This window comes from Legionella septentrionalis (assembly GCF_003989745.1).
Taxonomy (GTDB): Bacteria; Pseudomonadota; Gammaproteobacteria; order Legionellales; family Legionellaceae; genus Legionella_A; species Legionella_A septentrionalis.
Genome location: NZ_RZGS01000037.1, coordinates 1 through 26,829, shown reverse-complemented (window position 1 = coordinate 26,829; position 26,829 = coordinate 1). Strand labels below are relative to the sequence as shown.

Below are 26,829 nucleotides of genomic sequence, written 5' to 3'. Positions count from 1 at the left end.
GGGCATCATCATACTATCAAAGCTCCTATCGTGGGAGAGGGGGTAGATCGAAGTGAAATAGAAAAATTGGTGCTCAATTTAAGATGAAATCTTGGCTAAAAAACTTTAGGGACGTTGCCTAGTATTAGGCGCACGTTATTAAATGCCACCAATCCATTTACTGCCCCCAGCTATTAGTATAGCTGGGGCCTTATTAACTGGGTGACCAACTGGGGATCATCCTAAAATTAGCATGCCCACTTTCTTTTTTAGCTTCAAAAACGGGGGGTGTAAACATTTTAGGGGTTGCTTGCAGCCCATGTAAGATTCTGTAACTGCTCACGAGATCGTTTTTTTGCTGCGGGAACGTGTCAATTGCAGTTTGTAATTGTCCCTCATTGGTCACATAAGAGCGAAACTCTTTCATTAATTCAATATATAAATCACCCTTGTGTTCGGGAAATAACTGGCTCAATAACTCCAGCTTCCTCACTTCCCTCTCGGTATATTTGTGCAGCAATGGCAACATTTCCTTAAAGATTTGTTCCTTTTTCCCGGGGTTACTTTCAACGTTTTTTCGTAGTGAAGAAATATTACAATCGCCAAAAAACATGAGCTCCTCCTAATCATTATCTGTCGCTGCTTTTAGGTTTTTAATAAAAACCCTTACCGCCACTCTATCATAAGGCGCTGCAATCCCTATATTGTTTTTAACAATGGCTAGGACCATGAATTTAAATTGACAGGAATGTACATTAGGGCTAGAAAATCAAAAATAATTTTCATGCAACTTGATTTTACTGCTTAAGCTCGAACCTTTTTTCGTTACCGCTTGCATGCTGGCATCACGCTCTTTACCGGCTTTTTCACCATCTTCCTCAAGTGTGAAAAAACCAAGCTTGCAGTGTTTGATTGAATTTGCACCCAGCTCTGATTTCTCTATCGTTTGCTTAGCAAAATAATCTTTTTCATAATAGGGAAAGCCAGTTTCATTTGGAGCTAATATCTCGCTTGCAATGAAGTCATTGGATGGCGAAATTTGGGATTTTTGTGCAGATTCGTTGCAATAGTGGTCATTCTGCACATTTTTCAGGGCGCGAGCGTCGTAAATGCGCGTGAATTCTTTTTCCTTTTCATTCCAATTTTTCGGTAATCTGCTGCCCAATGTAAAGAAATTAAACCAATTATTATTCAAGTCCATGGACTTCTCACGGATCTTTTTTATTTCAGTTTGAAATGATTGCAGATAGGTATTAACATCAACATTTGTTACTGCCTTTGCCAGTAACTTGATAAGCTCCGGCGGGATCCCGACGTACACATAAGCATAATGCGCCCCAAAAGAAATAAGGTAACGGTTAATATAAGGGATTCTTAACGCCACCTGGGTGACGCTCACAACCATGCTGTTATTTATCTCATTTAAAAAATTCAACCCTGCATCAAGCTCTGTTAACAACACAATAGCATAGGGCCGCAGGGCGTTGCTCTTCATTAACTTGCGCAACGATTTTAATTCAGCAGGGATGAAGATGGTTTTTATCACATCAGCGCCCATGTAAATGACGGGATGCTTTGCGATTCTTTCTTTGAATTGTTTTAGTTTGAGGACGTAGTCATTGTCATTACGTTCAATTTGCTTTAAAAAATGATTTGCGCTTTTGCCAAGCAAATTAGTACTGGCCAAGGATAGCCACCAACTCATGGTAATAGGGTCGAGAGTAAGCTTGGGAATTGTGGTGGAGTTTTCCGGTATTTTAAAATCAACTTGGTGTGCGTGCATGATGCTCATTAAATATAAGAAATTGGCTAAGCTCGCATCAATAACTGCATCGCTTAAATTTCCTTGAGCCATGCTTTTGATGACATGGCCTGCAAGCGCTTCTATTCCATTAAACATTAATCCAAAGCTGGTAATAAAAGATTTCTCGGCGAGCAAAAGATGCACTTGATGCTCGGCACATATTTTTTTTCTTGCTAAAGGGTATTGGAACGTGATAAATCCCCGCCAATAAGCATTTAATAGTAACCCTGCGGGATAACCCACGTAAGGAATAAACTTAACCATGTTTTGCGAAGCAAGCATGGCTAGCGAACCCCAGAGAAAATGTACTTGTAAGCTGACTTCTTTATTTAATCTGTCCCCAGTAATTTTACAATCCTGGCAAAGTGTAATTTTATTATGGTTGGCAGAACCCAATTCTTGCGTATTAAATTCCTCATTAATAAATGGAGTAGAACCAATCGTGGCCGCCGTATTATAAACTACATTTCTTAACTTAAGACGCGTATAGAGCACCATATAAACCGCTGTATCCAAAGAAGTCTCTGCCACTTGAAACAAGACATAGTCTTCATAATCGCCAAACTGGTTTTTAAGTTGTTCTTGTAATAATTTTTTCGCGCCCCGATAGATTACAAATGGCGCAGCAAACTGAATGACATTGATAAAGAAAGAATTGGCCAATAGAAAGCGCAGATTTTCCGAATCCTTAACCTTTTTTACCGTATCCGGTACGGCTGCAGTATGGGTTAACAAATGACCGCCAAAATCAATACTGTAATGGATAATTGCGAGGGTAATTTTTTTTACATAATTCCAAACATTTCGCAGCATGGCAATCCTTGTCTGGCTGTTAATATCTAGATTGTATTTGCTGATTTAGGTGAATACAAATTTTCATTCACCTTTCTGCTGAGTTGATTTAGAACAGGAAATGCACTGTAGCAATAGAAACTGGATGCAAAAAATTTTTAAAAACGCTGACTTTGGTTTATGGTAATATACTTGGCCGGGTAACAGCACACAGCTTGGTTACCTTGCTGATTCAAAAATACACCGCATTGAGTGCGGCTAGAGTAAGAGAATTGAGAAATAAATTTATAAAAATAAATTTCTGTAAGCTGTTTCGCTATTTTTTCCTGGTGCTCTGTTGCCTGCCATTAATAGGAGCCCTGGAAACCATTAACCCTACCTACTTCAAAGTTAATGGCATCCGCGGCGAAGCATTAGCCAATGTGCAATACCGGCTGCTTGAACTTTATAAAGATGATGCCATTACCCGAGTTCCTCCAGACGTTTTAAAAGAACAAATTGCCAAAGCGATGTATCCTTATGGTTTTTTCGAACCCAAAATTATCCTTGCTTACAACAATGACAAAAAAATAAATATTAATATAATACCCGGCCCGCAAATGCGTATTAGTTCTCTCACGGTACGGGTTGTTGGTGAAGGCGCAAATAACCTCAGAATCAAGGAGGCAGTAGACAAACTTTCCATTAAGGCAGGACAACCTCTAAACAATCCTTTATATGAAGAAGCCAAGAATAATTTATTAAGCGCTGCTGAACATCAAGGCTATCTGCATGCCGCTTTTGATAAATCCCAAATTCTTATTGACAAAAAACGCTATAAAGCCGACATCACCTTAATTTTTAACACGGGTGCACAGTATTATTTTGGTAAACTCACCTTCTCCCCTACCTATGTGTCGCCTGAATTATTAAGACGTTATGTTCCTTTCAAATATGGGGAACCCTTTTCTACTGAGCAAATTATGGCTTTGGAAGGCAACTTGTCTGCAAGCGGCTATTTTAAATCAGTGGTTGTAAAGCCTGATATTGATGATATTCGCCATGTACCAATCGATATTCATTTAGAACGTGTGCACCGCATTAATTATTCATTTGGTCTTGGTTATGGTACAGACACCGGACCCCGCGGGCGGGCGGGTTTACATATTGCTCCCGTCAATCGGGCAGGACACAAATTCAATACCATTGTACAAGGCTCATTTAAAGAAAATGCTTTATTAACGCAATACATCATCCCTGGAGCCAATCCGGTTACCGATAAATACAGTTTATCAGGCAGCCTGTCTAATCTTAACTACAGCAGCGGTTATGCAAATTCCGTGCTCTTATCTGCCGCCCAACAACATGCCAAGGCGAATCATCAGCGCACATTGTCTATCAATGCCCTGGACGAGCGCTATAACTATAGCGGCGAACCTAAAAATACGGAAACGGTTGTGTTCCCGAAAGCTACTTTTACATGGCGGAAAGTCAGCGATCAATTATTTTCTCCCAATGGTTACAATGTTACTCTCAGTGGTTTGGCCGCCAGTAAAGCCGTACTTTCAGATATAAATCTGGCACAAGCGTCGCTCGATGCAAAAGCTGCGTTCACCTTTGCACCTTTACGCACGCGTTTGTTTTTTCATGGCATACAGGGATTCACCGGCATCGATAATATCAATAACTTACCTCTATCCTTGGCTCTACTTTTAGGAGGTGCGGAGAATCTTAAAGGATATGGCTATAATTCCTTGGGTCCCGGAAAAATTTTAAGTTATGCCGGGCTGGAAATCCAAAAAGAAACGTTTTCAAAATGGTATTTAGTCGGTTTTGTAGACGCTGGCGATGTTTATCAACCTGCGCCTAAGGAATTCAAATACGATGCCGGTATTGCATTAATGTGGGTTTCACCCGTTGGACCTATCAAAGTAGGAATAGCACAAGCGTTAAATAACAGGTTTAATAATACGGAAGGCCGAAATCCGAAATTGGTAATCAACATGGGACCTGATCTTTAATGGGTTATTTAAAATCAGCAGCGTACATTATTTTCCTTGTTTTCATTCTCTTGGCGAGTTTGGTTTTATTCTTACTAACGACTACGCCAGGTTTATACGTAGCACTCCAATTAGCAAACCTTACCCTTCCTGGGACACTGGAAATCCATCACCCTCAAGGCCGTTTAATTGATGAATTATCTTTCTCAGAACTCACTTATGCAGATGACACGCTGACCGTCCGCCTCGTTCACGGCAGAATAAACTGGAAATTGACCAGCCTTCTGCATAGAAATTTTTCTATTTCCCGTTTATATGCACGCGAAGTATTAATTGATATTAAAGACACGCCCAAAGCAATTGAACAAACGGCTTCCCAAGACTTCTCCTTCCCCACACTCCCTGTGGATTTAACCATCCATAAGCTTACCATAAAAAAAATAGAATTCAGGCAACTGGGAATCACGCATCAAGTGCAAAAATTCCATGCCAAAGCTGTCCTAAACAATAAGATTTGGGATTTTCCCGAGCTAAGTGCCGCTTATGGCGATTATGCTTTTTCCTTGCAAGCAACAGGCGGTGTACAAGCCCCTTACGTTTTAACTGCATCCTTACACGTCATGCCGCTGGATTTACAAAAAGAACAATTACAGGCACATTTCAACCTAAACGGTGATTTAAATTTGTATCATCTGCAAGGACAATTGAGCGGCCCTGTGCAAGGCAATGTTGCAGGTTTACTAAAAAAAGGGCGTGATGTGCACGTGAAAATTTCCTGGAACCACTTAAAATGGCCTATTCACGATAAGCAGAATGTGGAGACCAAGAAAGGCAGTATAACCGTTACCGGCACTCTCCCCAATCTTAATATACAAAGTGAAGTGGATTTGCTTACACCTGTGGCGGCGCAATGGACAATGCAAGCCTGGGTTAAAGATAAAAAAGTGCATGCACGCAGCGTTATTCGTACCGCGCAAGGAAATATTACTAATACCCTTGCATATGATGAAAAATCCCAACCTAAATTACAAGGCCAGCTAACTTCAAAATCCTTTAATCTCATTCCCCTGGGAATACCCATAGATGAATTGCAATTTACGACAAAATTTTCCGGCGACTCTGTAAAAACCTTATCAGCGTATTCCAATTTGTCGGGACGTTATTTAAATACGCTTTTACAAGCCAATGTGTCTTATGCAGAAGAAAAGGTGAAAGGAAGGATTGCTCTAGGGCCTAATACCATTACTTTCAAAGGCCAACCCCCGCTACAACTTGAAGCAGCTTTTACACTCCCGCAGCCTAAGCTTTTAACAGAAGCGCTGGCAGGATTGGAAACTACGCTGACGGGAAAATTAATTCTACGAGACGAGCAACATGGGAAATTAAACCTCGCGATAGGGGCCGGAAAATATCAGTCTGCGCAAGATCCAGACTTGCCTCCCATTTTATTTCAAGGGGGAAATATAAATTTTAACCTGCAACCGGACAAGCTTAAGATAGCTGGAATGTTAATCATTGATCCGAATAAAAAACTGAATTTGAATTTTAACTTCCCCAAGTTTCATCTAACGCAATTCAATTTAGCCCGGCAATCTGTGGATGGAAAATTAAACCTGAGAATCAATTCATTACAATTTCTCAAAGGATTAAGTCCATTATTTGAGAAGCCCGAAGGCGAATTGACAATGAATTTGCTCGTCAAAGGCAAAGTACAGAAACCCGTAGTAGAGGGTGAATTGTTATTAAACAAGGGATACGTGTTTATCCCGAAATTAAATCTGACATTAAACCCCATCGAAATCCGCCTCATCAGCCAGAATCAACATTGGACTGCAAAAGGAATTGCCCATGCAAAAGGCAAAAATTTGACCATTAACGGAAACGGGCAATTTACCCCGGGATTGTCCGGAATGATAAAATTAACCGGCGAGCAATTTCCTTTGATGGATACAGCCGAAACCACGCTTAATATTTCTCCAAATTTAACGTTAACTTTTAAAAATAATGCATTTGCCCTCGATGGTACCGTGCTTGTTCCTTCCGCCACATTAAAACCTATTTCATTTAGCAGCACGGTTGATTTAAGCGAAGACGCCGTTTTTGTGCAAGATGAACCCGCAGCCGCCCCGCTTAATCTGACCACTAATGTCAAAATTGTGATGGGTGATCATGTGGAACTGGACATCAAAGGGCTACATGGATTCCTGGACGGGAGTTTACAGATTAAACAATACCCGAAACAACCTCCTTTTGCGGTAGGTGAATTAACCATACGTGATGGCACCTATAAAGCATATGGACAAGATTTAACCATCCAGGAAGGACAATTGCTGTTCAGTGGTGGTATGATCACTAATCCAGGCATCCGTATCCGGGCAATACGCACTTTTAAAAATGCTTCGGGAAATTTTTCAGGCTCCAATCAGTTATTTGATTTCAATCCGGGAAACCTGCAAACACTGGACTTGGGAAACAAAACGATAGTGGGCATTGAAGTAAGCGGGCGCATCAGTTCGACCAAAGTAAAGCTGTTCTCAATCCCTGCCAATTTATCGCAAGCCGATATTTTATCGATGCTTATCTTGGGGAAACCTGCCAATCAAGCCAGTAAATCAGGCGGGCAATTGCTGCTGACTGCAATTTCTGCCATGGATCTTGATTCAGGGACTAAGGGGGTTCAATTATTGGATCAGCTTAAACAAGCCTTAGGGTTTGATTTTAATCTGGAAAGCACATCGCAGTACAACCAGCAAACGAATCAGATGACGGATGGAACAGCATTTGTAGTTGGCAAATCATTGACCAATCGTTTGTATTTAAGCTATAACATAGGCTTGTTCCAGGAAGACAGTAACGTTTTAACCTTAAAATATTTATTAAACAAGTTTTTCAGCCTGCAAGTCACCGCCAGTGATTCAGGCAGCGGCATTGATTTACTTTATACCCACAGCCAGGATTAACATGACACAATACCATCTGCCATTGCGCTTGACGCGTTTACGGCGTACACCGAAAGCACGCGCCCTCATCCGGGAAACACGTTTGCATGCCGAGCAATTGATAGCCCCTCTTTTCATCAGTGAAACCTTGACGGCAAAACGGCCTATCGGTGCAATGCCTGGTTTGTTTCAACTTACTTTGGATGATTTACCGGAAGAAATCGCAAGCATTTCCAAACTAGGAATTCCAGCAGTGTTATTGTTCGGCATCCCACAGCATAAAGATGCAGAAGGCAGTGCTTCCTGGCAAGAGGACGGTATTATTCAAAAAGCAATCCGTAAAATACGCAGCATTAATCCAGATTTATTGATCATTGCGGATGTATGTTTTTGCGAATACACCGAGCATGGGCATTGCGGGGCTTTAAAAAATCAAATGATTGACAATGATCATACCCTGGACTTGTTAGCCAAACAAGCACTGAGCTATGCCCAGGCCGGGGCTGATTGGGTAGCTCCTAGCGGCATGGTGGATGGCATGGTCTTGGCTATTCGACAAGCTTTAGACGCTGCCGGTTATCAAGACGTGGCTATTTTAAGTTATGCAGTGAAGTACAGTTCCTCTTTATATGGCCCTTTTCGTGAAGCAGCGGAAGGCGCACCTAAGTTTGGCGATCGCAAAACTTACCAAATGGATCCTGCCAACGGTTTGGAAGCCATCCGCGAAGCCGCATTGGACTTGCAGGAAGGTGCCGATTTACTGATGGTCAAGCCGGCAATGAATTATCTGGATGTTATTTTGCGCATAAAACAAAAATTCCCGGAGGTGCCGCTCTGTGCCTACCAAGTCAGCGGCGAATATTCCATGATTAAAGCCGCGGCAGCGCAAGGGATGCTCGATGAAGAACAAGCCATGCTAGAGAGCTTGCTTGCGATTAAACGCTCAGGCGCTGACTTTATCATCACCTATTTTGCGAAAGCTGCTGCTCAAATCCTTGCAAAAAAATAAAGCTTCCTGCATATCACTTAAAAAAATTAAAGCGCAGTCAGGAGCGTTCTGTTCTCCTGACTTTACTCGTGCCACCATTTAGAATCAGGGATCTTTTGCAAAGAAGCCAGTAAAGACACCTACGCACTTACACCATTACAACAGGATCTGTCATGGCAAAAATTGAAAGAACTGCGGGCATTGAATTTATAATTTTTGCAAAACTTCCTGCAAATGCTTCACTGGCTCCACTTCGATGGCCATCGCTTGTTTCGGAGCATTTGCATGCGGAACGATCGCGCGTTTAAATCCATGTTTTGCTGCTTCTTTTAACCGTTCCTGGCCACTTTGCACAGGTCTTATTTCACCTGCAAGCCCCACCTCGCCAAAGATAATTGTTTTGCTGTCAAAAATACGATTGCGAAGGCTGGATACAACAGCTGCAAGCAAGGCTAAGTCACTGGCAGTTTCTGTTACTTTCACCCCGCCCACTACATTGATAAACACATCTTGATCGTAAGTCGGTATGCCGCCGTGGCGGTGCAGCACTGCCAATAAAATTGCCAAACGATTTTGTTCAAGCCCGGCAGTAACCCGCTTCGCTTGTTGCCCATGTGCCTGATCAACTAAAGCCTGCACCTCCACCAACATGGGGCGTGAACCTTCCCACGTTACCATGACTGCGCTGCCAGGAGTAGGGTCCGGTTGGCGGGATAAAAAAATGGCTGATGGATTGGCCACTTCCTTTAAACCACGGTCGGTCATTGCAAAGATCCCTAATTCATTGACTGCCCCAAAACGGTTTTTGATGGCACGGATAACCCTAAACCGGCTGTCGTTTTGACCTTCAAAATATAAAACGCAATCCACCATATGCTCTAATACCCGAGGCCCGGCAAGAGCACCCTCTTTAGTCACATGCCCCACTAAAAATACGGCTGTTTGCGTCATTTTAGCAAAGCGCACCAATTGCGCGGCTGATTCACGCACCTGACTTACACCCCCGGGTGCGGAAGAAATAGTATCAGTAAAAATGGTTTGAATGGAATCAATGACCATAACCCGCGGTTTTTCCTTTTGCGCGTGTGCAAGAATGGATTCTACCTGGGTTTCCGCCAAAAGGCGCAACCCGGCCACAGGCAATTGCAAGCGCTTGGCACGCATAGCCACTTGCTGCAAGGATTCCTCCCCGGTCACATAAAGCACATTTTGCTGTTGCGATAAATTGGCCAAGGTATGCAGTAACAAGGTGGATTTTCCAATACCGGGATCGCCTCCAATCAAGACCACAGAACCATCCACCAAGCCGCCGCCAAGGACCCGATTTAACTCCGAGAGGCCACAATCCATACGGGATTGATCGTCTAGTGCCACGTGCTCTACCAAGGTCACTTCGGAACGTTGGTTCGCATAATTGCCCAAACGCTGGCTTTTACCCGATGGGGCTTGCTCTTCCGTCAGGGAGTTCCAGGCACCGCATTGGCTGCATTGCCCTGCCCACTGGGAAAAAAAAGCAGCGCACTGGCTGCAGACGTATTTGCTTTTAATTTTCATGCTTACCTCATCAGAACCAGAAAACTTGTAAAGAATCCTGCTGCACCATAAACTGGGGGCATTGTGCAAGTGCAAAGCACCCAGTTTAACACCATAAACAAGATGGAATTAAATGAATAAAAAAATTTTTGAATGGGCAATCGTTGGCGCCGGACCTGCCGGCATCGCCGCGCTGGGGAAATTGCTCGACCATGGCATCGCCCCTGAAAAAATTCTTTGGGTTGATCCTGAGTTTGCCGTGGGGGATTTGGGGAAACACTGGAGCAATGTATCAAGCAATACCAGCGTGCGCTTGTTCTTGCAATTTTTACAAAATGCATCTTCTTTTGCTTATGAAAAAGCTCGTAAAGCATTCTTGCTTAATCAGTTACCGCAAGAAAAAACCTGCCTTTTACAGCATATTGCCGAACCCCTGCAGTGGGTTACACAACAGCTTTGCCAAAACGTGCATGCAAAACAAACCATGATCCATGAAATGAATTTGTCTAAGCGGGTTTGGCTTTTACAAAGCAATAGCGAAACGTTTGCAGCAAAACAGGTTATTTTGGCTACAGGAGCAGTTGCTGAAAGTTTAAATCATCCTGAAATTGAAACCATAGCTTTTGAAACAGCCATCGATTGCAAACTTCTTGCACAAGCAGTAAAACAAGAAGATAGCATTGCAGTATTTGGTTCTTCACATTCTGCAATCATTATCATTAAAAATTTGGTCGATTTAGGCGTTAAAAAAATCGTTAACTTTTACCGCTCCCCCTGCCGCTATGCCGTGAACATGGGTGATTGGATTTTATTTGATAACGCAGGATTAAAAGGCGAAACTGCCGAATGGGCAAGGGAGCACATCGATGGAGTGCGTCCTGACAATTTGAGCCGTTACATCAATAATGCCGCAAATCTTGCCAGTTTTTTACCTGAATGCAATAAAGCCGTCTATGCCGTTGGCTTTAAAAGGCGTAACAGCATTCATGTCCATGAATATGAGCCCATTCAATATAACCCGCATCTTGGCATCATTGGTCCAGGATTATTCGGACTGGGGATAGCCTATCCTGAGCTAAAAGCAGATCCATTTGGCAACGAGGAGTATCAAGTCGGATTGTGGAAGTTCATGGTCTATTTAAATAAAATCCTGCCGGTTTGGCTTAAATATTCGCCATAATGGCAAAAGAGGAAAGGTTGAAACCCGAGGCTAAGGCAGTATAATTGCATGCTTTACTTGGCCGCAGGTAGGAATATGACTAAGACAATTCATTTTGAAAAAACAATTACTGAACTTGAAGACATCGTTTCCCAACTGGAAAAAGGTGAATTGTCTTTGGAGGATTCTTTAAAACAATTCGAAAAAGGCATCACCCTGGCGCGAAAATGCCAAGAGATATTGACGCAAGCGGAACAAAAAATCGAAATGCTCTCAAGCTCCAAAACCATTGATAACGGGAAAGCTGATGACTAATCAATCCATCAGCGCTTATGTGACCCGCCATGAAAATTTGTTATTAAGTTTAATTGAAACATCCGATATTCCCGCAGCGCGTATCAAAGAAGCCATCCTTTATTCTTTATTTCCGGGAGGAAAGCGCTTACGCCCACTTTTAGTTTATTTATGCGGTGAATTAATCGATGTGGAAGTTTCCTGCCTTGATTTTATTGCAATTGCCATCGAGTTAACGCATTGCTACTCCCTGGTTCATGATGATTTACCCGCCATGGACGATGATGACATACGCCGCGGCAAACCAAGCTGCCACCGTGCTTTTGATGAAGCCACTGCCATTTTAGTAGGCGACGGCATGCAAGCCTTGGCCATAGATGTATTGCTTACCCATTTGCCACAATCATTAGACGCCTCGCAAGTAACCGCTATTGTGCATGAATTGGTTAAAGCCAGCGGCCCTGCCGGGATGGTTAGCGGGCAAAGTTTGGATTTGTCTGAACTAACCCTGAATATTACCGAAGAACAGCTTAAGCAGGTTCACCAATTAAAAACCGGAAAATTGATATCGGCTTGCATTAACATGGTGGTCGCTGCAGCAAAGCCGACGCTTAAAGAAGTGAATGCTTTGCGCAAATTTTCCTCTTGCCTAGGCTTGGTGTTTCAAATGCAGGATGATTATTTAGATCAATATGGCACGCTGGCACTAGGCAAAGGGCGGGCTTCGGATGCTGCCAATCAAAAGAAAACATTTGCCGCTCTTTATGATCAGCATCAGCTAGCCAATTTGATCAAACAACATTACGGGCAAGCAGAAAAAGCATTAGCACTATTTGGAAATAAAGCCCACAATTTATTGGCATTAATCCACTCGTTGCAACAAAGACATTAGGAAATAACATGCTGGGTGCTCTGACTACCATTAATTATAATTTTTTACTCAAATGCCTCGGTTCCTTAACCGTTGCAGCCGTAGCTGCGTGTATTTTAATCAGCATGTTTTCCCTTTTGAGTTTGGCATTAACACCGGTATCAGTGGTACCAGCCACTATGGCCTTGGCTACCGTCACGGCTTCCACAGCTGCCGTTTTGCCCCTATTGGCGGCAGGGCTTTTAATCGTTGGCATGGTTGCAATTGCGGCTATTTTAGCATTAACGCATGCTGCTGGCAGGTGCGATGCCTCTATTGAAAATCCGCATGTGCACAGGCACCCCAGCCATCATTATCCCCAGCATGTTCATTCCAGTTTCTTCCATTACCCACCCACTGTCCACGTTGAGAATCAGTCAAACCATCACTACCATACTCATTTAATGTAATTAAGCGGCCCTTATAAAGCCGCTGCCTATCTTTTTAAGTATTGTAAAATGAATTGTCCTTGCTGCTGATTTTTGTCAGCACAGTGCAAAAAAACCGAAAAATCCTCGCAAACCCGGTAAAAAGTTCCATCTTCTCAATCTCTTAATTATCTGTTATGTTATTTGCCGAACTCATAACTTAAAGGTTAACCATGCCAATCATCAATGGGACTCGTTCTCAAAAAAAAGAAAAAATTAAAGCAGAAATTAACAGCGAAATCTTTACTCAAATTAATGAGTATTGCGCTTGGGCAAAAATAGATGACATCGGTTTTTTTATTGAAGAAGCCGCCAGCTTTATTTTTGCAAAAGACAAAGATTGGAAACAACGCAAAAAATCCGCAAAAAAACGTTCAGAAACTTCGGCAGCCTAACAACTGAAATTAACTCCCTTTTACCGGGTTCAAGCGGAGGATCTAAGTGAGGGTTGTCTCCTTTTTTATGTAGGAAATCCCTTACATCCTCCTTTATGTGTCGCAACCAAAAGTTCGGAGAATTAATCTTACGGGAAATAAAAAAAATTCCTTGACAGTCAAAGGTTGCCTCATTAAACTTCGAGTCTCTTTGAACGTAGCAATACGTAGAAGTAAGTAACCATCAGGGGTTATAGCTCAGCTGGGAGAGCGCTTGCATGGCATGCAAGAGGTCGGCGGTTCGATCCCGCCTAGCTCCACCAACTAGTGATGGTTTAGTTCCAGGGTCCCCATCGTCTAGAGGCCTAGGACATCGCCCTTTCACGGCGGTAACAGGGGTTCGAATCCCCTTGGGGACGCCATTTGTTTAATGGCAAAAGGTACAGCTTATAAACATGTTTTAGATCCAGGTCCCCATCGTCTAGAGGCCTAGGACATCGCCCTTTCACGGCGGTAACAGGGGTTCGAATCCCCTTGGGGACGCCATTACTATTTTCCTTTATTTGTTACATACAAAGTCAACTCTCATCTTCCCTGATCTAACTAACTTTCGGCATAGTTACTTATATTGCTTAATTGCAGTAAGATAAGACAAGCCCTATAATCAATTTCCCATTTTACAGGAAAAAATAATGACTATTGCTGAAAAAAACAATCCCCTGGAGAATCCATTAACTGGCGAAGATTATGCTGAAGCAATGAATTTTATAGGGCAAAATTTATTATCATCCCTGGCCCAATCGATAGAAAATCTGCCGGCAGAATTACGCAACCGTCAAGTTGTATTTCAGGGCTTGTCCGCTTTTCTGACCAATATTATTTATAAACAGTCACCGACAAACCAAACTTTTTGCAATGAAATGCTTGATGATCTTGCCAAACTTATTCGCCAGCAATTGAATGAAATTTACCAACCCCAACCTTCTGCATTCAACTAAAGTAGATTGGATCAATTGATCCAATCTACATAAATAAGCTCCTATAATCGTTCAAAAATAGTGCGGGTATTAAAACCAAACAAGCGTTCATGCATACGGTAAGCGTATTCATCGGTCATGTTTGCAATGTAATCACAAATCACGCGCTGTGCGGCATTTTCATCTTGCGCGGCAAGGAATAATTTACGATTTTTATTATCCAGTAAACTCGCAGGATTAGAGCTTATTGCTTCAAATAAACGCAGCACAACCGTCTGCCCGCCATATTCAAACGTGCGTGCTTCCTGGGAATCAATCACGTGCTGATAAATAAACTGCACGAGATACTGTAAAAGCTGTTTGGCTTCAGGCAACAACACCATATTATATTTCAACAGATTATTTTCAAAGTGCTCATGGGTGGTCTTAATTCGTGTCGCGGTGATGAAATAATTCACCATTTCACCGATGGCTTGCTTGCGAACATCAATGGCGCAAGAAAACAAGGCGCTGAGTAATTTTTCAGGATTTTTAGCTAAGGCAGTGAGGGAAAGCAATTCACGCAATTCGGGTGTATCAAACTGGCTGCGTTCAATTAAGCGCAGATGAATTGCATCTTCCAAATCATGCACACCATAAGCAATATCATCGGCAATATCCATGATGGAACAATCAAAAGAGCGATAAGCCGCTTTGCCATGTGTATTACCTGCCGGGCTTTGCAGCAACGATTGGAATAAATCGCGATCCTGCTGCGTAAATGCTTGCAGCAGCCAATCTACTTCAGGTTGTTCACAATCAAAATAAGCCTTGGGCGGTAGCCAATCATTAATGCGGATTGTTTTGCTGCAAGATTGTGCCGCATCAGCTACAGTTGTTGCTGCAACACGCGACCAAGGGACCGGGTATTTTAGGATGCCGAGCAAGGTGCGACGTGTTAAATCAAGGCCAAAAGTACCATAACTAGTTTCTACTTTCGTCAATAATCTTAGTGTTTGGCCATTCCCTTCAAAACCGCCATGATGGCGCATCATATAATTTAAAGCTACCTCACCGCCATGGCCGAAAGGCGGGTGCCCGATATCATGCAGTAAGCATACGACGCTGATTAAGTCATCATTCGGCAGCAAACCAGCCAATGCTTGCGTATGCTGTTTACTCGTATTGCGTACGATACTTCGCCCTATTGATGCTACTTCAAGGGAATGCGTCAGGCGGGTGCGATGGAAATCCCCTTCATCCGTCCCTAAAATTTGTGTTTTGCGTTGCAAACGGCGAAATGCAGGGCAATGGATGACCCGAGTTCCGTCTCTTTCATAAGGATCGCGATGATCTTCGTTTCCACGCTGATTCGTCTGGCCTGAACGACGATGAGTCCACATCGGTTAAATCCTGTTATAAATTGCATAATGTATGCCATTAGAAGCTTGGAGACAAGGCTGCCTCAAAGCCTTTTTTGCATTGCACCCGATATTAAAGTTTTTTAAAAAAATGCAGATAACCCTACATGAAAACAAATAAATACATGCGATCTCACCCAATAATAACGATAAGAGGTGCACCATGTTTAAACACCTTAGCATTTTAAAGCTTGCAGTTTGCTCCGCAGCCTTGTCGGGTTGCGTATCCTACAATCCTAATGGGTACACGAATTATCAAACCTACACGTTTGAAGGAACTCCCATTTATCCTGAAAGCTATGAAGACACTTATACACGGCCGCAAGCCCAGGTATCCGAGAGAAAACAAGTGGAGGTGCCCGACAGTTATCATGTTGGCGCATTCCATTCCCCTGCCTCTCACAAAGACCGCGACCGGGATTGGGTAGCCAGCCAAAACCCGCAAGGTTATACCATTGAATTGGCTGATGACGAAAAAGCATCCTTAGTTGCAGGCAAATTGGTTAAGGCACCCAAAAAAAACCGCATGGCGACTGTTAAATACGAACGCGGTGGCAGGAATTATTACAAAGGATTGTATGGTACTTACCCAAGTTATGAAGAAGCTCAGGAAGCACTGAATGCACTTCCTGAAGATATGAAGCAAGGGGCACAAGTTAAAAATTGGGGCTCCATACAACAAGTGAATGAATAACCGCTATTAACTGGTTAAATTTGCATAAGCGAGCACCAGCCATTTGTTGCCGTGCTCCGCAAATTTTACCTGTACACGGGTATGAGCACCGCTGCCTTCTACAGCCAAAACCACACCTTGGCCAAATTTCGCATGGTGTACAGATTGTCCTAATTTGATTCCCGCTTCATCGGCAGCAGATGGAGCTGCAGAATAGGCTTTATTGTAAGATGGGGGTTGCACCGGTGCTTTTGGCCGCACCTCTTCCAGCAATGCCTCCGGCAATTCGCGTAAAAAGCGCGAGGGACGGTGATATTCTTCCCGTCCGTATTGGCGACGAATTTCAGCATACGTCATAACCAATTTTTCCATGGCGCGGGTCATCCCGACATAACAAAGCCGGCGCTCTTCTTCTAAACGTCCCTGCTCTTCAAGAGACTGCTTGCTTGGAAAAATGCCTTCTTCCATCCCTACCAGAAATACCAAAGGAAATTCCAACCCTTTCGCCGCATGCAACGTCATAAGATGTACGCAAACTTCGTGGGGGGAAGCTTGCATCTCCCCGGCTTCCAGCGAAGCATAAGCCAAGAAAGAAACCAGCAATGGCAATTCATTTTCGGCATCGTCTTGCTCATAACGGAATTGTTTTGCGGCATTAATCAATTCCTGCAAGTTTTCTATCCTGGATTCCGCTTTATCACCTTTTACTTTCGTGTAATGGGCATACAAACCGCTGTCATTAATAATAAGCGCAATTTGTTCATCCAGCTCCATTTGCAGAGTGCGCACTTGTAATTGTTTTATCAAGACCATAAAGCCGGATAATGCCACCGCAGCGCGTTGCGTCAATTGCTCGCGGGTTAATAATTGTTGTGCCGCTTGCCACAGTGAACATTGTTCATCTTTCGCAAGTGTGCGAATTTCGTCCAATGTTTTCTCACCAATGCCGCGGGTAGGGAAATTAATGACGCGCTCGAATGAAGCATCATCGTCTGGATTTGCAATAAGGCGCAGGTAAGCAAGTGCATCTTTAACTTCTGCACGCTCGAAAAATCGCACTCCCCCATAGATGCGATAGGCAATCCCCAAGCGCAGCAATGCTTCTTCCAAAAGTCGCGACTGCGCATTGGAACGATACAAAATGGCAATATCCGTTGCACTGCGGCCGCGGTTGATTTCCATGGCAATACGCTCGCTGACGAAGCGTGCTTCTTCCAATTCATTAAACGCACTGTACACGACGATTTTCTCGCCTGCATGCCCAGCCGTCCATAAATTTTTACCCATGCGTGATTGATTATGGGTAATCAATGCATTGGCCGCATGCAAAATAGTGGCTGTAGAGCGATAGTTTTGCTCCAGACGAATCACTTGCGTATTTGCAAAATCCTGGGTAAACCGTTGGATGTTTTCCACTCTGGCTCCACGCCAGCCATAAATGGATTGATCATCATCCCCCACCGCCATGACGGCCGTGCGCGCACCGGCCAAAAGCCGTATCCAGGCATACTGAATCGTATTGGTATCCTGAAACTCATCCACCAAAATGGCATGGAAACGTTGCTGATAATGAGAAAGAAGTTCGGGATTATCCCGCAATAATTCATGACAACGCAGCAAAAGCTCGGCAAAATCAATGACTCCCGACATTTGGCAAGCAGTCTCATAAGCTTGATATATCTGGATGAGGGTACGCACAGGGCCATAAGGAGGAATATGGATATGATTAGGACGCAATCCTTCGTCTTTTCTGCTGTTGACGAAAATCTGAGCTTGCTTGACCGGCCACTGTTCAATATCCAGATTCAGGGAAGTAATGACGCGTTTTAGGAAACGCGCCTGATCGTCGCTGTCTAAGATATGAAATTGTTCAGGCAATTTGGCTTCTCTATGGTGCTTGCGCAAAATGCGGTGGCACAAACCATGGAATGTTCCCACCCATAAACCCTGCACCGGACAAGCCAGCAACTGGCTCAAACGCGCCTTCATTTCCCCTGCTGCCTTATTGGTAAATGTCACTGCTAAAATAGCGTGTGGGGAAATATATTCATGTTCAATCAACCAGGCGATGCGGTTCACCAGCACCCGCGTTTTACCACTTCCGGCTCCTGCCAAAACCAGGGTGTTGCCTAATGGAGCTGTTACTGCAAGGCGTTGGTGCTCATTCAAATCATTTAACCAACTTGTCATAAATCTTCCAAAGAAAAAAATCAGGGGACATTATCATAAATTTAAAAAGTAATTACAAAGCAATGCTTGCCGGGCGGGATGAAAATATTACGGTGTCGTTAACACCACACTACCAACGTTCCCGCTACGTTGGCATCGGTTTTGTCATATACTTTAAGGATAGACTTAAATTGTTGAGTTTTTATGCGCACTCTATTCCCTCCAATTAAGCCCTATCTGTGCCACAAACTCCCTGTTGCCAAGCCCCATGTGCTCTATTTTGAAGAAACCGGAAATCCCCATGGGGCGCCTGTGATTGTGCTGCACTCAGGTCCTGGAGCTGGCGGCGATCCGCATCTTAGGCGTTTTTTTGATCCGGAACTTTACCGAATCATTATTTTTGATCAACGCGGTTGTGGTCGTTCAACACCCCATGCCGAGATACGCAAAAACACCACGCAAGATTTATTGGATGATATTGAAAGCATTAAAAATTATTTAAATATCGACCGCTTCGTATTATTCGGTGCTGGCTGGGGTTCCTTGCTCGCCTTGCTTTATGCTGAACAATATCCCCATCAAATTACGGCCTTGTTGCTGCATCAGGTATTTCTGGGGCGACAAGAAGACATCGACTGGTTTTACCAGCATGGCGCCAATCAGATATATCCTGATTACTGGGAGGAATTTATCAGCATGGTTCCCATGGAAAAACGAGATGCAATACCTGAATATTACCGGCAATGCCTGCAAGGTCAAAATGAATTGGCGAGGATGGCTGCTGCGAAAAACTGGGGTTTATGGCAGGCGCACTGCAGCAGCATGCAGCCTCATCACCAGGTCATTGATCAATTCAGCGATCCCCATTTTGCTCTGGTATTAGCCACTGTGGAATCCCATTACATCCAACATCGCTACTTCATCAGGGAAAATCAAGTACTCGAAGACGCTTATAAAATCCGGCATATTCCAAGCTATCTTATTCACGGCCGGTATGATATGGTTTGCCCACTTGCTGGTGCCTGGCTGCTTAATCAAATTCTTCCTGCCTCCAATTTAATTATTGTGCGTGATGCGGGCCATTCGGATCGCGAAGCAGGAATCATTGATGCGCTTATCCAGGCAGGTTATGACATTCTCCGTCGGAGCTTGGATGCATGCTAACGGTTATGCAACGTGTTACCGAAGCTCATGTGGTTGTAGACAATACGATTGTGGGCCAAATAAATCAGGGTTTACTAATCTTGTGTGGCTTTGAAAAGCAAGATGAGATAGATACGCTGCAACGCATGCTGGATAAATGCTTAAATTATCGCGTATTTGCTGATCGCCAGGGCAAGATGAATAAAAGCCTTAAAGAAATTGCCGGCGGGTTATTGCTGGTTCCACAATTTACCCTGGTCGCAGACACAAGCCGCGGCCTTCGCCCCAGTTTTAGCTTGGGCGCCCCTGCAGAACTGGGATGTTTGCTGTTTGCTGAATTGACGAAACTTGCCAGACAATGCCATCCCGCGGTGGCAGCGGGACAATTTGGAGCGGACATGAAAGTCCATCTTTGTAATGACGGTCCTGTTACCTTTACCCTCAAGTTTTAAGCTTTAACTCGCCGTTTATTTGCAAGCCCAGGCATCTGGTTGTAAGATTACATTTCCTATGCGAAAAAACAGAACAATCATGCGTTTAATCGTTAAACCTTTAATCATTTCCTGCATGCTTCTACTCAGTGCATGCATTAAAAAAGGAAGCAACCCGGCTGATCCCTACGAATCGATTAACCGCAAAATCCATGATTTTAACATGGCTTTCGATGCCACGGTGTTAAGACCCCCCGCCATCCTTTATAAAACGGTTATTCCGGCTCCCATCCGCTCCGGAATCAACAATGCTTACAATAATGTAAACATGCTGCCCACGATTGCCAACGATTTATTACAAGCTGAGGGCAATTATGCCATTAAAGATACGTGGCGTTTTCTCATTAACTCAACTTTCGGAATCGCAGGAATTTTTGATGTGGCCAGCCGTTGGGGTCTACCGCCGCATAGCAACGATTTGGGGTTAACCTTTGCCAGATGGGGAAATAAGAATTCTCCTTATGTCGTCATTCCGTTCCTAGGGCCCAGCACCATCCGCGACGGCATGGGTATGCTGTTTGATTATACCTTGTTCACTCCATACCCTTACATTAAATCGGATACGGTAATTTATTCCCTGTTGGGACTTCGCTATGTTGATTTGCGTTCACAAATGCTCGAGACGGATCGATTAATTGCTGAAGCCCTGGACAAATATGCTTTTATCCGCGATGCCTATTTGCAACACCGTAATTACCTGATTACAGGCGAACAAGCAGCAGCTGACGATTCTTTATACGTCGATGGCGATGATGAAGAAGGCCCGGACGCAGAAACGCCTGCAAATGGCACGAAATCAGATTTCCCAATAACCACTGCACACCACGATGTTACACATAGCACTCCTGCAGCCTGAAATCCCGCCAAATACTGGGAATATTATCCGTTTGTGCGCCAACAGCGGCGCACAATTGCATTTAATCCATCCTCTGGCTTTTTCCCTGGATGATAAACGCATGCGCCGGGCCGGATTGGATTATCACGAATGGGCGAGCATCATTCATTATGATCATGCTGAAGAATTTGTTGAGCAAAATAAAGCACGGCGCATTTTTGCCTGCACCACCAAAACCACGCAAAACTATACTGACATACGCTACCAGGATGAAGATATGCTATTATTCGGGCCGGAAACCAGGGGTTTGCCGCAAGACATGCGAGAACAATTTCATGCCATTCGTATTCCCATGCAGTCGAGAAGCCGCAGCCTTAATCTTTCAAATGCCGTAGCAATTATTTTATTTGAAGCTTGGCGGCAGCTAGGATTTAGATGACATTTTTAGCGAAACTATGCATTTTACAGCTCCTTTGTCTTCTATTCATGAGGCAATTATGCGAGTGAACTTGCTGCCGTAAAAATCATAAATTGTAATAAAAATCAGGTGTTAAGTTTTTTTGTTCACCAATGCTGCGAGACAGCGCATGTAATCCCCGGCAATATCCAAGCCTGTTGCTGCAGCAATTTCGCGGATGCAAGTGGGGCTGGTTACATTGATTTCAGTAAGGTAATCACCGATAACATCAATCCCTACAAAATAAAGCCCATGGCTTTGCAAAGTTGGCGCCAGCTGCTCGCAAATCCAGTAATCCCGCTCGCTTAATTCCACGACTTTGCCCTGTGCACCGGCAGCCAGATTGCCGCGCAGCTCGCCAGGTGCAGGTATACGCGCCAAAGCATAGGGGACGGGTTTCCCATCAATCAGTAGAATTCTTTTATCTCCATGCGTATGGATTTCTGGAATATACCATTGTGCCATGATGCTGACGGTTTGCCCGTGCGTTAAAATTTCCAAGATTACGGAAAGGTTATGACCGTCTTCTCCCACATGAAATACATCGCGCCCCCCCATACCTTCCAGGGGTTTAAAAATGACATTGCGGTGTTTTTGCCAGAATTCCTTTAATTGTTTAATGTTGCGGCTGACGAGGGTTAAGGGGCAACATTGCGGGAAATTTAATGTATAAAATTTTTCATTGGCATCCCGCAGGCTTTGCGGCTTGTTGGCTACAATTACCCCCTGTCGTTCTGCTATATCCAAAGCGTAGGTTGCGTAAATGTATTCCATATCAAAAGGAGGGTCTTTACGCATTAAAATAATGTCAAAGTAACGCAATGATTTAACCCCGAGAGGACTTGCTTCTGCCCATGCGTGCGCCTGGAGATCGCGTATTGCAAGCGACGAAACATGGGCATAGGCATGCCCTTCCAGACAAAATAAGTCATCGGGGGTAAAATAAAAGCAAGACCAGCCTAATTTTTGCGCGCTTTCAATCATGGCGACAGTTGAGTCTTTATAGGGTTTTAATTTGTGTAGCGGATCCATCAACACGCCAAGCTTCATGATGACCTCAAACTTAATAATGTTATCGATTGATGGCAGCAATTTCTCGAGCTGCTGCCAAAGCTGCCAGGCGGGCAAGAACCCCATATACATAAAACCGGTTCGGGCATTCCACCACCGATAAATCCTTACGCGGCATATTACACGCCTGGGCAAATGCCAGCGGTTCAAATTGCATGCCCGGTGCATTTAAATTCTCAGCTTTGCCTCGGCCTTGGTGTACACGATAAAAACCGCCGACCACAAATTGTCCAATCATATAAACTACCGGTTCCGCCACAGCACCATTGGGCATGGTTTCAAACGTATACACCCCTTCCTGAATGATCACTTTGCTGACTTTTTGGCTCCCCTTACTCGATGCCATGCGGGTTCGCTGCTTGCGGTTTAATTGCAATAATTCTTGTGCATCATGAATCATCATCACGCTCATACCGTAGGTGCCATTGTCTGCCTTCACAGCCAAAAAAGGCTTTTCAGTAATCCCATAAGTTTTATATTTTTCCCTGATTTGCAGTAATAATTTATCAGCAGCTTCAGCCAATGCCTCCACTCCCGCCTGCGCCATGAAATCAATGCCATCAACTGCAGAAAATAAAGGCGTCAGCAGCCAGGGGTCCATATTAACCAAGTGGGCAAACTCGGCTGCAACTGCAGAAAAATGCGTGAAATGATCCGATTTTAGGCGGGAAGCCCAACCAAGCTTTGCTGTAGGCTGAATGTCTTGCTCAATACCTTGCAAAACATCAGGCAACCCGGAGGACAAATCATTGTTTAATAACAATAAGCATGGCTCAAAATCAACCAAGCCGAGCTTGTTTCCTTTACGCTGCACCGGTTCAAGCAACAAGACATGGCCACTTTGCGTGAAAACCTTGACAGGTTCTGTCAAGTCAGAATTCAGGCTGCCAATGCGTACGATAAATCCCGCCTTGGCGAAAATATCACGCAACACACTTAAGCTTTCAAAATAAAATTGATTACGCGTATGGCTTTCCGGTAATAATAATATCTTTGTACAACTGGGTACTTGTTCTCCGATAACAGCCTGAGCCGCTTGAATGCATAAGGGAAGGAAATCACGGTTTAAATTGTTAAATCCTGCCGGAAATAAGTTGGTATCCACTGGCGATAACTTAAATCCAGCGTGGCGCAAGTCAACCGATGAAGTAATCGGTGCAGGTGTTTCCTGCCAGCGCTGACGGAACCAGGCTTCTATGTTGGCAAGCTGGTTTAAAATAACTTCTTCAATGTGATGCAATGGTCCAGAATGAACCGTGGTGAGGTGAGGTACCGGGGTTTCTAAAAATTGCATCCATCCTCCAGATAAACAAAATAATTCTGCATCATTTATGCGCTGGTTTTAAGAAAGCTAGAGTACACGGAATTAATAAAGCCAGGCAATTATAAAATCTTATTTTCTTCTGCTATGATCACTTAGCCAGAATGAAAAGGATAGTTGATGTTACCGGAATTAGCGCAACAGTATAGTAATCAAATTCAAACTTTTTACTATTTATTACTTTTAATTAATTGCATTTTGCACGTCATTTTTGCGGGTGCCGTAGCTCGTGATGCAGGCAGCCTGTATAAGATAGGGCAACGCCCCGTGCTTGTTTCGGCCCCTACCTGGGCATTTGCTACTTTGTTAGGAGGCGTGATGATAGCTGCCATTTACTGGTTCATACATCATTCCACATTAACCCGGCCTATTATTCGAGAGACCAATTATGACCGTCCCCAAGATAAATACCATCAACGTCCATGATTTTAAGAAATTAAGGGATACGGATCCCGATGTTTGTCTTATTGACGTGCGCGAGCCCCATGAGTGGAAAGAAGTGCACATTCCGGGAGCCATGCACATTCCCAAAGACGAATTGACTGCAGTTATTGAAGACAAGGTACCCGAGTACAACCGCCCTATTTATTTACATTGCAAAGGCGGCGTGCGCTCCTTGCATGCCGCACACAGCCTGTTGGCCATGGGCTACCATGAAGTGTATTCCATTGACGGTGGCATCCTGGAATGGGAAAAAAGCGGATACCCGGTAAAACGATAACACGATCTCAACTTTTATAAGCTTTTTCCATTCGGAAACTGCTGTTATCGGTAATTGCATAACCAACAAAGCAAAGCCTAATTTTCCAGATGCAAGCCACGGGCTTGCCTTGGTTTTGCTTGCGTTCTTAGCTCAATCTGGGATAATTCATCGCAAACAATCAAATCAGACACTTTATGGGACAGCTAGGACAATTTATTACAAATCATTGGGGGCTATGGCTCGCGTTAGTGGTTATTTTGCTATTGATTTTCATCAATGAAGCCATCAGCCGTAAAAAACGCGGGCAGGAACTATCGCCAAGTGCAGCGGTGGATATGATTAACCATGAAAATGCAATAGTAATTGATTTACGGGATAAAGAAACTTTCCGTGCTGGCCATATCATCAATGCGATTCAGGCTTCCGGTGAAGATTTTACCGAACAGCGGATGGATAAGTATAAAAATAAGGCGCTCATTTTGGTTTGCGCACGGGGTTTGCAATCCCAAACTCTGGTTGCTAAATTACGTGAACTGGGATTTGCTCAGCCTATGGTATTATCAGGTGGCATGGCAGCATGGACAAATGCCGGCCTGCCTGTGGTTAAAAAATAAATGAAGTTTGCAGATCAGGTTCACAACTTTCTTATAGGATTAATAACAGCATGAATGATCAGAATAACAACAATAATCAACAACCCCATCCTGCTGAAGTACAATTTATGATTCAGCGTATTTATGTAAAGGACTTATCGTTTGAAACCACCAATACACCGGCAATATTCCAGCAGCGGTGGGAGCCTGAATTATCGCTGGATGTAAATACCCAGCACGCTCGCCTGGAAGAAGATGTATATGAAGTGGTACTGACCGTAACCGCCACAGTGAAAAATCAAAATGCCACTGCATTTTTAGTGGAAGTCCACCAAGCTGGTATCTTTACCATTCATGGTGCCCCCGAGCAACAATTGGATCACTTACTCGGAAGCTTCTGCCCCAGCATCCTGTTCCCATACGCGCGCGAAGCCATTACCGCTGAGGTGATTCGCGGCAGCTTCCCGCAATTGGTACTGGCGCCTATTAATTTTGATGCATTATACATGCAGCAACTTGAAGAAAGAAAAAAGGCGGCCGCCGAACAAAATTCAGAAACTGCCCATTAAAAATGACAAAAACCAATACGGTTGCCATCCTCGGTGCCGGCTCCTGGGGCACCGCCGTAGCCATCCATTTAGCTACGGCAGGCCATCGTGTACTCTTGTGGGGGCATGATCCCGAACAGATCAAAGCCATGGCAGAAGCACATTGCAATGTGCGCTACCTGCCAGATTCCCCGTTGCCGCCAAACCTTACCCCCAGCAATGACTTGCAACAATGTTTGACCGAGGCAAACCATGTCATTCTGGCTGTGCCTTCTCACGCTTTTGCCGAAGTACTATCCCAGCTGCCCAAGTCGCAAACCGGTATCTCCTGGCTGACCAAAGGGCTGGATCCCAAGACTCATAAATTATTAAGCGAACTGGTGGCTGAAAAATGGGGGGAAACCTATCCGATGGCGGTCATTTCCGGTCCCTCCTTTGCGCAGGAAGTTGCCCATTTCCTACCTACGGCATTAACCGTGGCCGGTAATGATGCACAGTATTTGCAAAATATAAGGGATATTCTTCACCACAACAATGTCCGCGTTTATTTAAGTGAAGATATGGTGGGGGTGCAACTTTGTGGGGCTGTAAAAAATGTTTTGGCCATTGCCTGCGGGATTAGCGATGGCTTAAATTATGGCGCCAATGCCAAAGCTGCTTTAATCACCCGCGGGCTTGCTGAAATGCGGCGACTGGGCAAGCGTCTCGGAGCCCGCGCGGAAACCTTCATGGGCTTGGCTGGCTTGGGAGACTTGGTGCTCACTTGTACCGACAACCAGTCGCGAAACCGCCGCTTTGGCTTGATGCTTGGCCAAGGAATAAACATTGCAGCGGCTGAAAAACAAATCGGCCAGGTGGTGGAAGGTAAACACAATGCCTCACAAGTATGTGCTCTGGCGGCGCAGTACCATGTAGAAATGCCGATTTGCAACGAAGTGAACAACTTGCTGCAGGAAAAAATTACTCCTGGAAAAGCCGTGGAAAACCTCATGACGCGCCCTCCACGGGAAGAATAATGCCAACTCCCGCGGGCACAACTCACTAAGCTCGCCTTGTCATTTTAGAACTGCACAAGAGGGCAACGCAACGTGTGAGTGAGCCAATATTTACCCTCCCACCCATTGCAGTAGCCAAATTGTCAAAAGTCCTTAGGCAACGTCCCTAAAGTTTTTTAGACAAGATTTCATCTTAAATTGAGCACAAATTTTTCTATTTCACTTCGATCTACCCCCTCTCCCGCGATAGGAGCTTTGATAGTATGATGATGCC

Annotated in this window: 26 protein-coding genes and 3 tRNA genes; 22 read left to right on the top strand and 7 right to left on the bottom strand. The window is 44.1% G+C overall.

The features are described from left to right. Positions 1 to 193 precede the first annotated feature (193 nt). Positions 194 to 592 (bottom strand): hypothetical protein, encoded by a 399-nt coding sequence (locus ELY11_RS10505; RefSeq protein WP_127033409.1) that lies wholly within the window; start codon positions 590 to 592, stop codon positions 194 to 196. Positions 593 to 748: 156 nt separating this feature from the next. Beyond that, positions 749 to 2,596, bottom strand: coding sequence for a hypothetical protein (locus ELY11_RS10500; RefSeq protein ID WP_127033407.1), 1,848 nt, complete (start codon positions 2,594 to 2,596; stop codon positions 749 to 751). 152 nt (positions 2,597 to 2,748) lie between these two features. Between ELY11_RS10500 and ELY11_RS10495 the strand changes: the two genes are divergently transcribed. The 3 genes from ELY11_RS10495 to hemB are packed head-to-tail and all read left to right on the top strand — an operon-like array spanning position 2,749 to position 8,502. Next, positions 2,749 to 4,575, top strand: coding sequence for an autotransporter assembly complex protein TamA (locus tag ELY11_RS10495; protein WP_233579829.1), 1,827 nt, complete (start codon positions 2,749 to 2,751; stop codon positions 4,573 to 4,575). Then, positions 4,575 to 7,514: a translocation/assembly module TamB domain-containing protein gene (locus tag ELY11_RS10490; protein ID WP_127033405.1), complete on the top strand. Its 2,940-nt coding sequence runs from the start codon at positions 4,575 to 4,577 to the stop codon at positions 7,512 to 7,514. Before ELY11_RS10495 ends, ELY11_RS10490 begins: the two co-directional genes overlap by 1 nt. Before the next feature lies 1 nt (position 7,515). Beyond that, positions 7,516 to 8,502: a porphobilinogen synthase gene (gene hemB, locus ELY11_RS10485; protein WP_126953786.1), complete on the top strand. Its 987-nt coding sequence runs from the start codon at positions 7,516 to 7,518 to the stop codon at positions 8,500 to 8,502. Positions 8,503 to 8,688: 186 nt separating this feature from the next. Here the strand turns inward: hemB and radA are convergent, their stop codons facing one another. Then, complete coding sequence (radA, locus tag ELY11_RS10480) at positions 8,689 to 10,035, bottom strand: DNA repair protein RadA (protein WP_126953787.1); 1,347 nt, start codon at positions 10,033 to 10,035, stop codon at positions 8,689 to 8,691. A gap of 112 nt (positions 10,036 to 10,147) precedes the next feature. Between radA and ELY11_RS10475 the strand changes: the two genes are divergently transcribed. The 9 genes from ELY11_RS10475 to ELY11_RS10435 all read left to right on the top strand — a co-directional run bounded on the left by ELY11_RS10475 (position 10,148) and on the right by ELY11_RS10435 (position 14,177). After that, positions 10,148 to 11,194, top strand: coding sequence for an FAD-dependent oxidoreductase (locus ELY11_RS10475; RefSeq protein ID WP_126953788.1), 1,047 nt, complete (start codon positions 10,148 to 10,150; stop codon positions 11,192 to 11,194). Positions 11,195 to 11,269: 75 nt separating this feature from the next. Beyond that, positions 11,270 to 11,488 (top strand): exodeoxyribonuclease VII small subunit, encoded by a 219-nt coding sequence (locus ELY11_RS10470; RefSeq protein ID WP_126953789.1) that lies wholly within the window; start codon positions 11,270 to 11,272, stop codon positions 11,486 to 11,488. Next, a complete protein-coding gene (locus ELY11_RS10465; RefSeq protein WP_127033403.1) occupies positions 11,481 to 12,359 on the top strand; it encodes a polyprenyl synthetase family protein in 879 nt (292 codons plus the stop codon). Before ELY11_RS10470 ends, ELY11_RS10465 begins: the two co-directional genes overlap by 8 nt. 8 nt (positions 12,360 to 12,367) lie before the next feature. Beyond that, positions 12,368 to 12,787, top strand: a complete 420-nt coding sequence (locus ELY11_RS10460; protein ID WP_126953791.1) for a hypothetical protein — start codon at positions 12,368 to 12,370, stop codon at positions 12,785 to 12,787. Between the two features lie 191 nt (positions 12,788 to 12,978). Continuing rightward, complete coding sequence (locus tag ELY11_RS10455) at positions 12,979 to 13,200, top strand: hypothetical protein (protein ID WP_126953862.1); 222 nt, start codon at positions 12,979 to 12,981, stop codon at positions 13,198 to 13,200. A gap of 226 nt (positions 13,201 to 13,426) precedes the next feature. Then, positions 13,427 to 13,502 (top strand) — tRNA-Ala (locus ELY11_RS10450). Positions 13,503 to 13,525: 23 nt separating this feature from the next. Further along, positions 13,526 to 13,601, top strand: a tRNA-Glu gene (locus ELY11_RS10445). Between the two features lie 48 nt (positions 13,602 to 13,649). Then, positions 13,650 to 13,725: transfer RNA gene (locus ELY11_RS10440), tRNA-Glu, on the top strand. A 146-nt stretch (positions 13,726 to 13,871) separates the two neighbouring features. Further along, the gene (locus ELY11_RS10435; protein WP_126953792.1) at positions 13,872 to 14,177 is read left to right on the top strand and encodes a hypothetical protein; all 306 of its coding nucleotides are present in this window, start codon (positions 13,872 to 13,874) and stop codon (positions 14,175 to 14,177) included. Positions 14,178 to 14,218: 41 nt separating this feature from the next. Here ELY11_RS10435 and ELY11_RS10430 read toward each other — a convergent pair whose 3' ends face one another. After that, positions 14,219 to 15,538 carry an anti-phage deoxyguanosine triphosphatase gene (locus tag ELY11_RS10430; protein ID WP_127033401.1) on the bottom strand — a complete coding sequence of 440 codons (1,320 nt, stop codon included), beginning with the start codon at positions 15,536 to 15,538 and terminating at the stop codon, positions 14,219 to 14,221. Between the two features lie 181 nt (positions 15,539 to 15,719). Between ELY11_RS10430 and ELY11_RS10425 the strand changes: the two genes are divergently transcribed. Next, positions 15,720 to 16,250, top strand: a complete 531-nt coding sequence (locus ELY11_RS10425) for an SPOR domain-containing protein (RefSeq protein ID WP_126953794.1) — start codon at positions 15,720 to 15,722, stop codon at positions 16,248 to 16,250. A gap of 6 nt (positions 16,251 to 16,256) precedes the next feature. Here the strand turns inward: ELY11_RS10425 and uvrD are convergent, their stop codons facing one another. Further along, a complete protein-coding gene (gene uvrD, locus ELY11_RS10420; protein ID WP_126953795.1) occupies positions 16,257 to 18,419 on the bottom strand; it encodes a DNA helicase II in 2,163 nt (720 codons plus the stop codon). A gap of 183 nt (positions 18,420 to 18,602) precedes the next feature. Here uvrD and pip point away from each other — a divergent pair, with 183 nt between their 5' ends. The 4 genes from pip (at position 18,603) to trmL (ending at position 21,306) form a co-directional block, all read left to right on the top strand. After that, complete coding sequence (pip, locus tag ELY11_RS10415) at positions 18,603 to 19,562, top strand: prolyl aminopeptidase (RefSeq protein ID WP_126953796.1); 960 nt, start codon at positions 18,603 to 18,605, stop codon at positions 19,560 to 19,562. Continuing rightward, positions 19,556 to 19,993, top strand: a complete 438-nt coding sequence (gene dtd, locus ELY11_RS10410) for a D-aminoacyl-tRNA deacylase (protein ID WP_126953797.1) — start codon at positions 19,556 to 19,558, stop codon at positions 19,991 to 19,993. The genes pip and dtd overlap by 7 nt, the downstream gene beginning before the upstream one ends. A 79-nt stretch (positions 19,994 to 20,072) precedes the next feature. Continuing rightward, the gene (locus ELY11_RS10405; RefSeq protein WP_126953863.1) at positions 20,073 to 20,888 is read left to right on the top strand and encodes an MlaA family lipoprotein; all 816 of its coding nucleotides are present in this window, start codon (positions 20,073 to 20,075) and stop codon (positions 20,886 to 20,888) included. Further along, positions 20,860 to 21,306 (top strand): tRNA (uridine(34)/cytosine(34)/5-carboxymethylaminomethyluridine(34)-2'-O)-methyltransferase TrmL, encoded by a 447-nt coding sequence (gene trmL, locus ELY11_RS10400; RefSeq protein WP_126953798.1) that lies wholly within the window; start codon positions 20,860 to 20,862, stop codon positions 21,304 to 21,306. Before ELY11_RS10405 ends, trmL begins: the two co-directional genes overlap by 29 nt. A 111-nt stretch (positions 21,307 to 21,417) precedes the next feature. Here trmL and gshB read toward each other — a convergent pair whose 3' ends face one another. Together gshB and gshA are read right to left on the bottom strand one after the other, a co-directional pair. After that, on the bottom strand, positions 21,418 to 22,374 hold the full coding sequence (gshB, locus tag ELY11_RS10395) for a glutathione synthase (protein ID WP_126953799.1): 957 nt from the start codon (positions 22,372 to 22,374) through the stop codon (positions 21,418 to 21,420). A 22-nt stretch (positions 22,375 to 22,396) separates the two neighbouring features. Continuing rightward, positions 22,397 to 23,689, bottom strand: a complete 1,293-nt coding sequence (gene gshA / locus ELY11_RS10390) for a glutamate--cysteine ligase (protein WP_126953800.1) — start codon at positions 23,687 to 23,689, stop codon at positions 22,397 to 22,399. Positions 23,690 to 23,836: 147 nt separating this feature from the next. Here gshA and ELY11_RS10385 point away from each other — a divergent pair, with 147 nt between their 5' ends. From ELY11_RS10385 to ELY11_RS10365, 5 genes are all read left to right on the top strand, one after another. Further along, positions 23,837 to 24,142: a hypothetical protein gene (locus ELY11_RS10385; protein WP_126953801.1), complete on the top strand. Its 306-nt coding sequence runs from the start codon at positions 23,837 to 23,839 to the stop codon at positions 24,140 to 24,142. Next, the gene (locus ELY11_RS10380; RefSeq protein WP_127033399.1) at positions 24,105 to 24,437 is read left to right on the top strand and encodes a rhodanese-like domain-containing protein; all 333 of its coding nucleotides are present in this window, start codon (positions 24,105 to 24,107) and stop codon (positions 24,435 to 24,437) included. The genes ELY11_RS10385 and ELY11_RS10380 overlap by 38 nt, the downstream gene beginning before the upstream one ends. 176 nt (positions 24,438 to 24,613) lie before the next feature. Beyond that, complete coding sequence (locus ELY11_RS10375) at positions 24,614 to 25,033, top strand: rhodanese-like domain-containing protein (RefSeq protein WP_126953803.1); 420 nt, start codon at positions 24,614 to 24,616, stop codon at positions 25,031 to 25,033. Positions 25,034 to 25,083: 50 nt separating this feature from the next. Further along, positions 25,084 to 25,581 carry a protein-export chaperone SecB gene (gene secB, locus ELY11_RS10370; RefSeq protein WP_126953804.1) on the top strand — a complete coding sequence of 166 codons (498 nt, stop codon included), beginning with the start codon at positions 25,084 to 25,086 and terminating at the stop codon, positions 25,579 to 25,581. Positions 25,582 to 25,583: 2 nt separating this feature from the next. Then, complete coding sequence (locus ELY11_RS10365) at positions 25,584 to 26,576, top strand: NAD(P)H-dependent glycerol-3-phosphate dehydrogenase (protein WP_127033397.1); 993 nt, start codon at positions 25,584 to 25,586, stop codon at positions 26,574 to 26,576. Positions 26,577 to 26,829: the final 253 nt, after the last annotated feature.

Bases quoted from the DNA above. Each gene is read 5' to 3' on its own strand.
- ELY11_RS10505 (WP_127033409.1), bottom strand. From the start codon at position 592: ATGTTTTTTGGCGATTGTAATATTTCTTCACTACGAAAAAACGTTGAA.
- ELY11_RS10500 (WP_127033407.1), bottom strand. From the start codon at position 2,596: ATGCTGCGAAATGTTTGGAATTATGTAAAAAAAATTACCCTCGCAATT.
- ELY11_RS10490 (WP_127033405.1), top strand. From the start codon at position 4,575: ATGGGTTATTTAAAATCAGCAGCGTACATTATTTTCCTTGTTTTCATT.
- hemB (WP_126953786.1), top strand. From the start codon at position 7,516: ATGACACAATACCATCTGCCATTGCGCTTGACGCGTTTACGGCGTACA.
- radA (WP_126953787.1), bottom strand. From the start codon at position 10,035: ATGAAAATTAAAAGCAAATACGTCTGCAGCCAGTGCGCTGCTTTTTTT.
- ELY11_RS10475 (WP_126953788.1), top strand. From the start codon at position 10,148: ATGAATAAAAAAATTTTTGAATGGGCAATCGTTGGCGCCGGACCTGCC.
- ELY11_RS10470 (WP_126953789.1), top strand. From the start codon at position 11,270: ATGACTAAGACAATTCATTTTGAAAAAACAATTACTGAACTTGAAGAC.
- ELY11_RS10465 (WP_127033403.1), top strand. From the start codon at position 11,481: ATGACTAATCAATCCATCAGCGCTTATGTGACCCGCCATGAAAATTTG.
- ELY11_RS10460 (WP_126953791.1), top strand. From the start codon at position 12,368: ATGCTGGGTGCTCTGACTACCATTAATTATAATTTTTTACTCAAATGC.
- ELY11_RS10455 (WP_126953862.1), top strand. From the start codon at position 12,979: ATGCCAATCATCAATGGGACTCGTTCTCAAAAAAAAGAAAAAATTAAA.
- ELY11_RS10435 (WP_126953792.1), top strand. From the start codon at position 13,872: ATGACTATTGCTGAAAAAAACAATCCCCTGGAGAATCCATTAACTGGC.
- ELY11_RS10430 (WP_127033401.1), bottom strand. From the start codon at position 15,538: ATGTGGACTCATCGTCGTTCAGGCCAGACGAATCAGCGTGGAAACGAA.
- ELY11_RS10425 (WP_126953794.1), top strand. From the start codon at position 15,720: ATGTTTAAACACCTTAGCATTTTAAAGCTTGCAGTTTGCTCCGCAGCC.
- uvrD (WP_126953795.1), bottom strand. From the start codon at position 18,419: ATGACAAGTTGGTTAAATGATTTGAATGAGCACCAACGCCTTGCAGTA.
- pip (WP_126953796.1), top strand. From the start codon at position 18,603: ATGCGCACTCTATTCCCTCCAATTAAGCCCTATCTGTGCCACAAACTC.
- dtd (WP_126953797.1), top strand. From the start codon at position 19,556: ATGCTAACGGTTATGCAACGTGTTACCGAAGCTCATGTGGTTGTAGAC.
- ELY11_RS10405 (WP_126953863.1), top strand. From the start codon at position 20,073: ATGCGTTTAATCGTTAAACCTTTAATCATTTCCTGCATGCTTCTACTC.
- trmL (WP_126953798.1), top strand. From the start codon at position 20,860: ATGTTACACATAGCACTCCTGCAGCCTGAAATCCCGCCAAATACTGGG.
- gshB (WP_126953799.1), bottom strand. From the start codon at position 22,374: ATGAAGCTTGGCGTGTTGATGGATCCGCTACACAAATTAAAACCCTAT.
- gshA (WP_126953800.1), bottom strand. From the start codon at position 23,689: ATGCAATTTTTAGAAACCCCGGTACCTCACCTCACCACGGTTCATTCT.
- ELY11_RS10385 (WP_126953801.1), top strand. From the start codon at position 23,837: ATGTTACCGGAATTAGCGCAACAGTATAGTAATCAAATTCAAACTTTT.
- ELY11_RS10380 (WP_127033399.1), top strand. From the start codon at position 24,105: ATGACCGTCCCCAAGATAAATACCATCAACGTCCATGATTTTAAGAAA.
- ELY11_RS10375 (WP_126953803.1), top strand. From the start codon at position 24,614: ATGGGACAGCTAGGACAATTTATTACAAATCATTGGGGGCTATGGCTC.
- secB (WP_126953804.1), top strand. From the start codon at position 25,084: ATGAATGATCAGAATAACAACAATAATCAACAACCCCATCCTGCTGAA.
- ELY11_RS10365 (WP_127033397.1), top strand. From the start codon at position 25,584: ATGACAAAAACCAATACGGTTGCCATCCTCGGTGCCGGCTCCTGGGGC.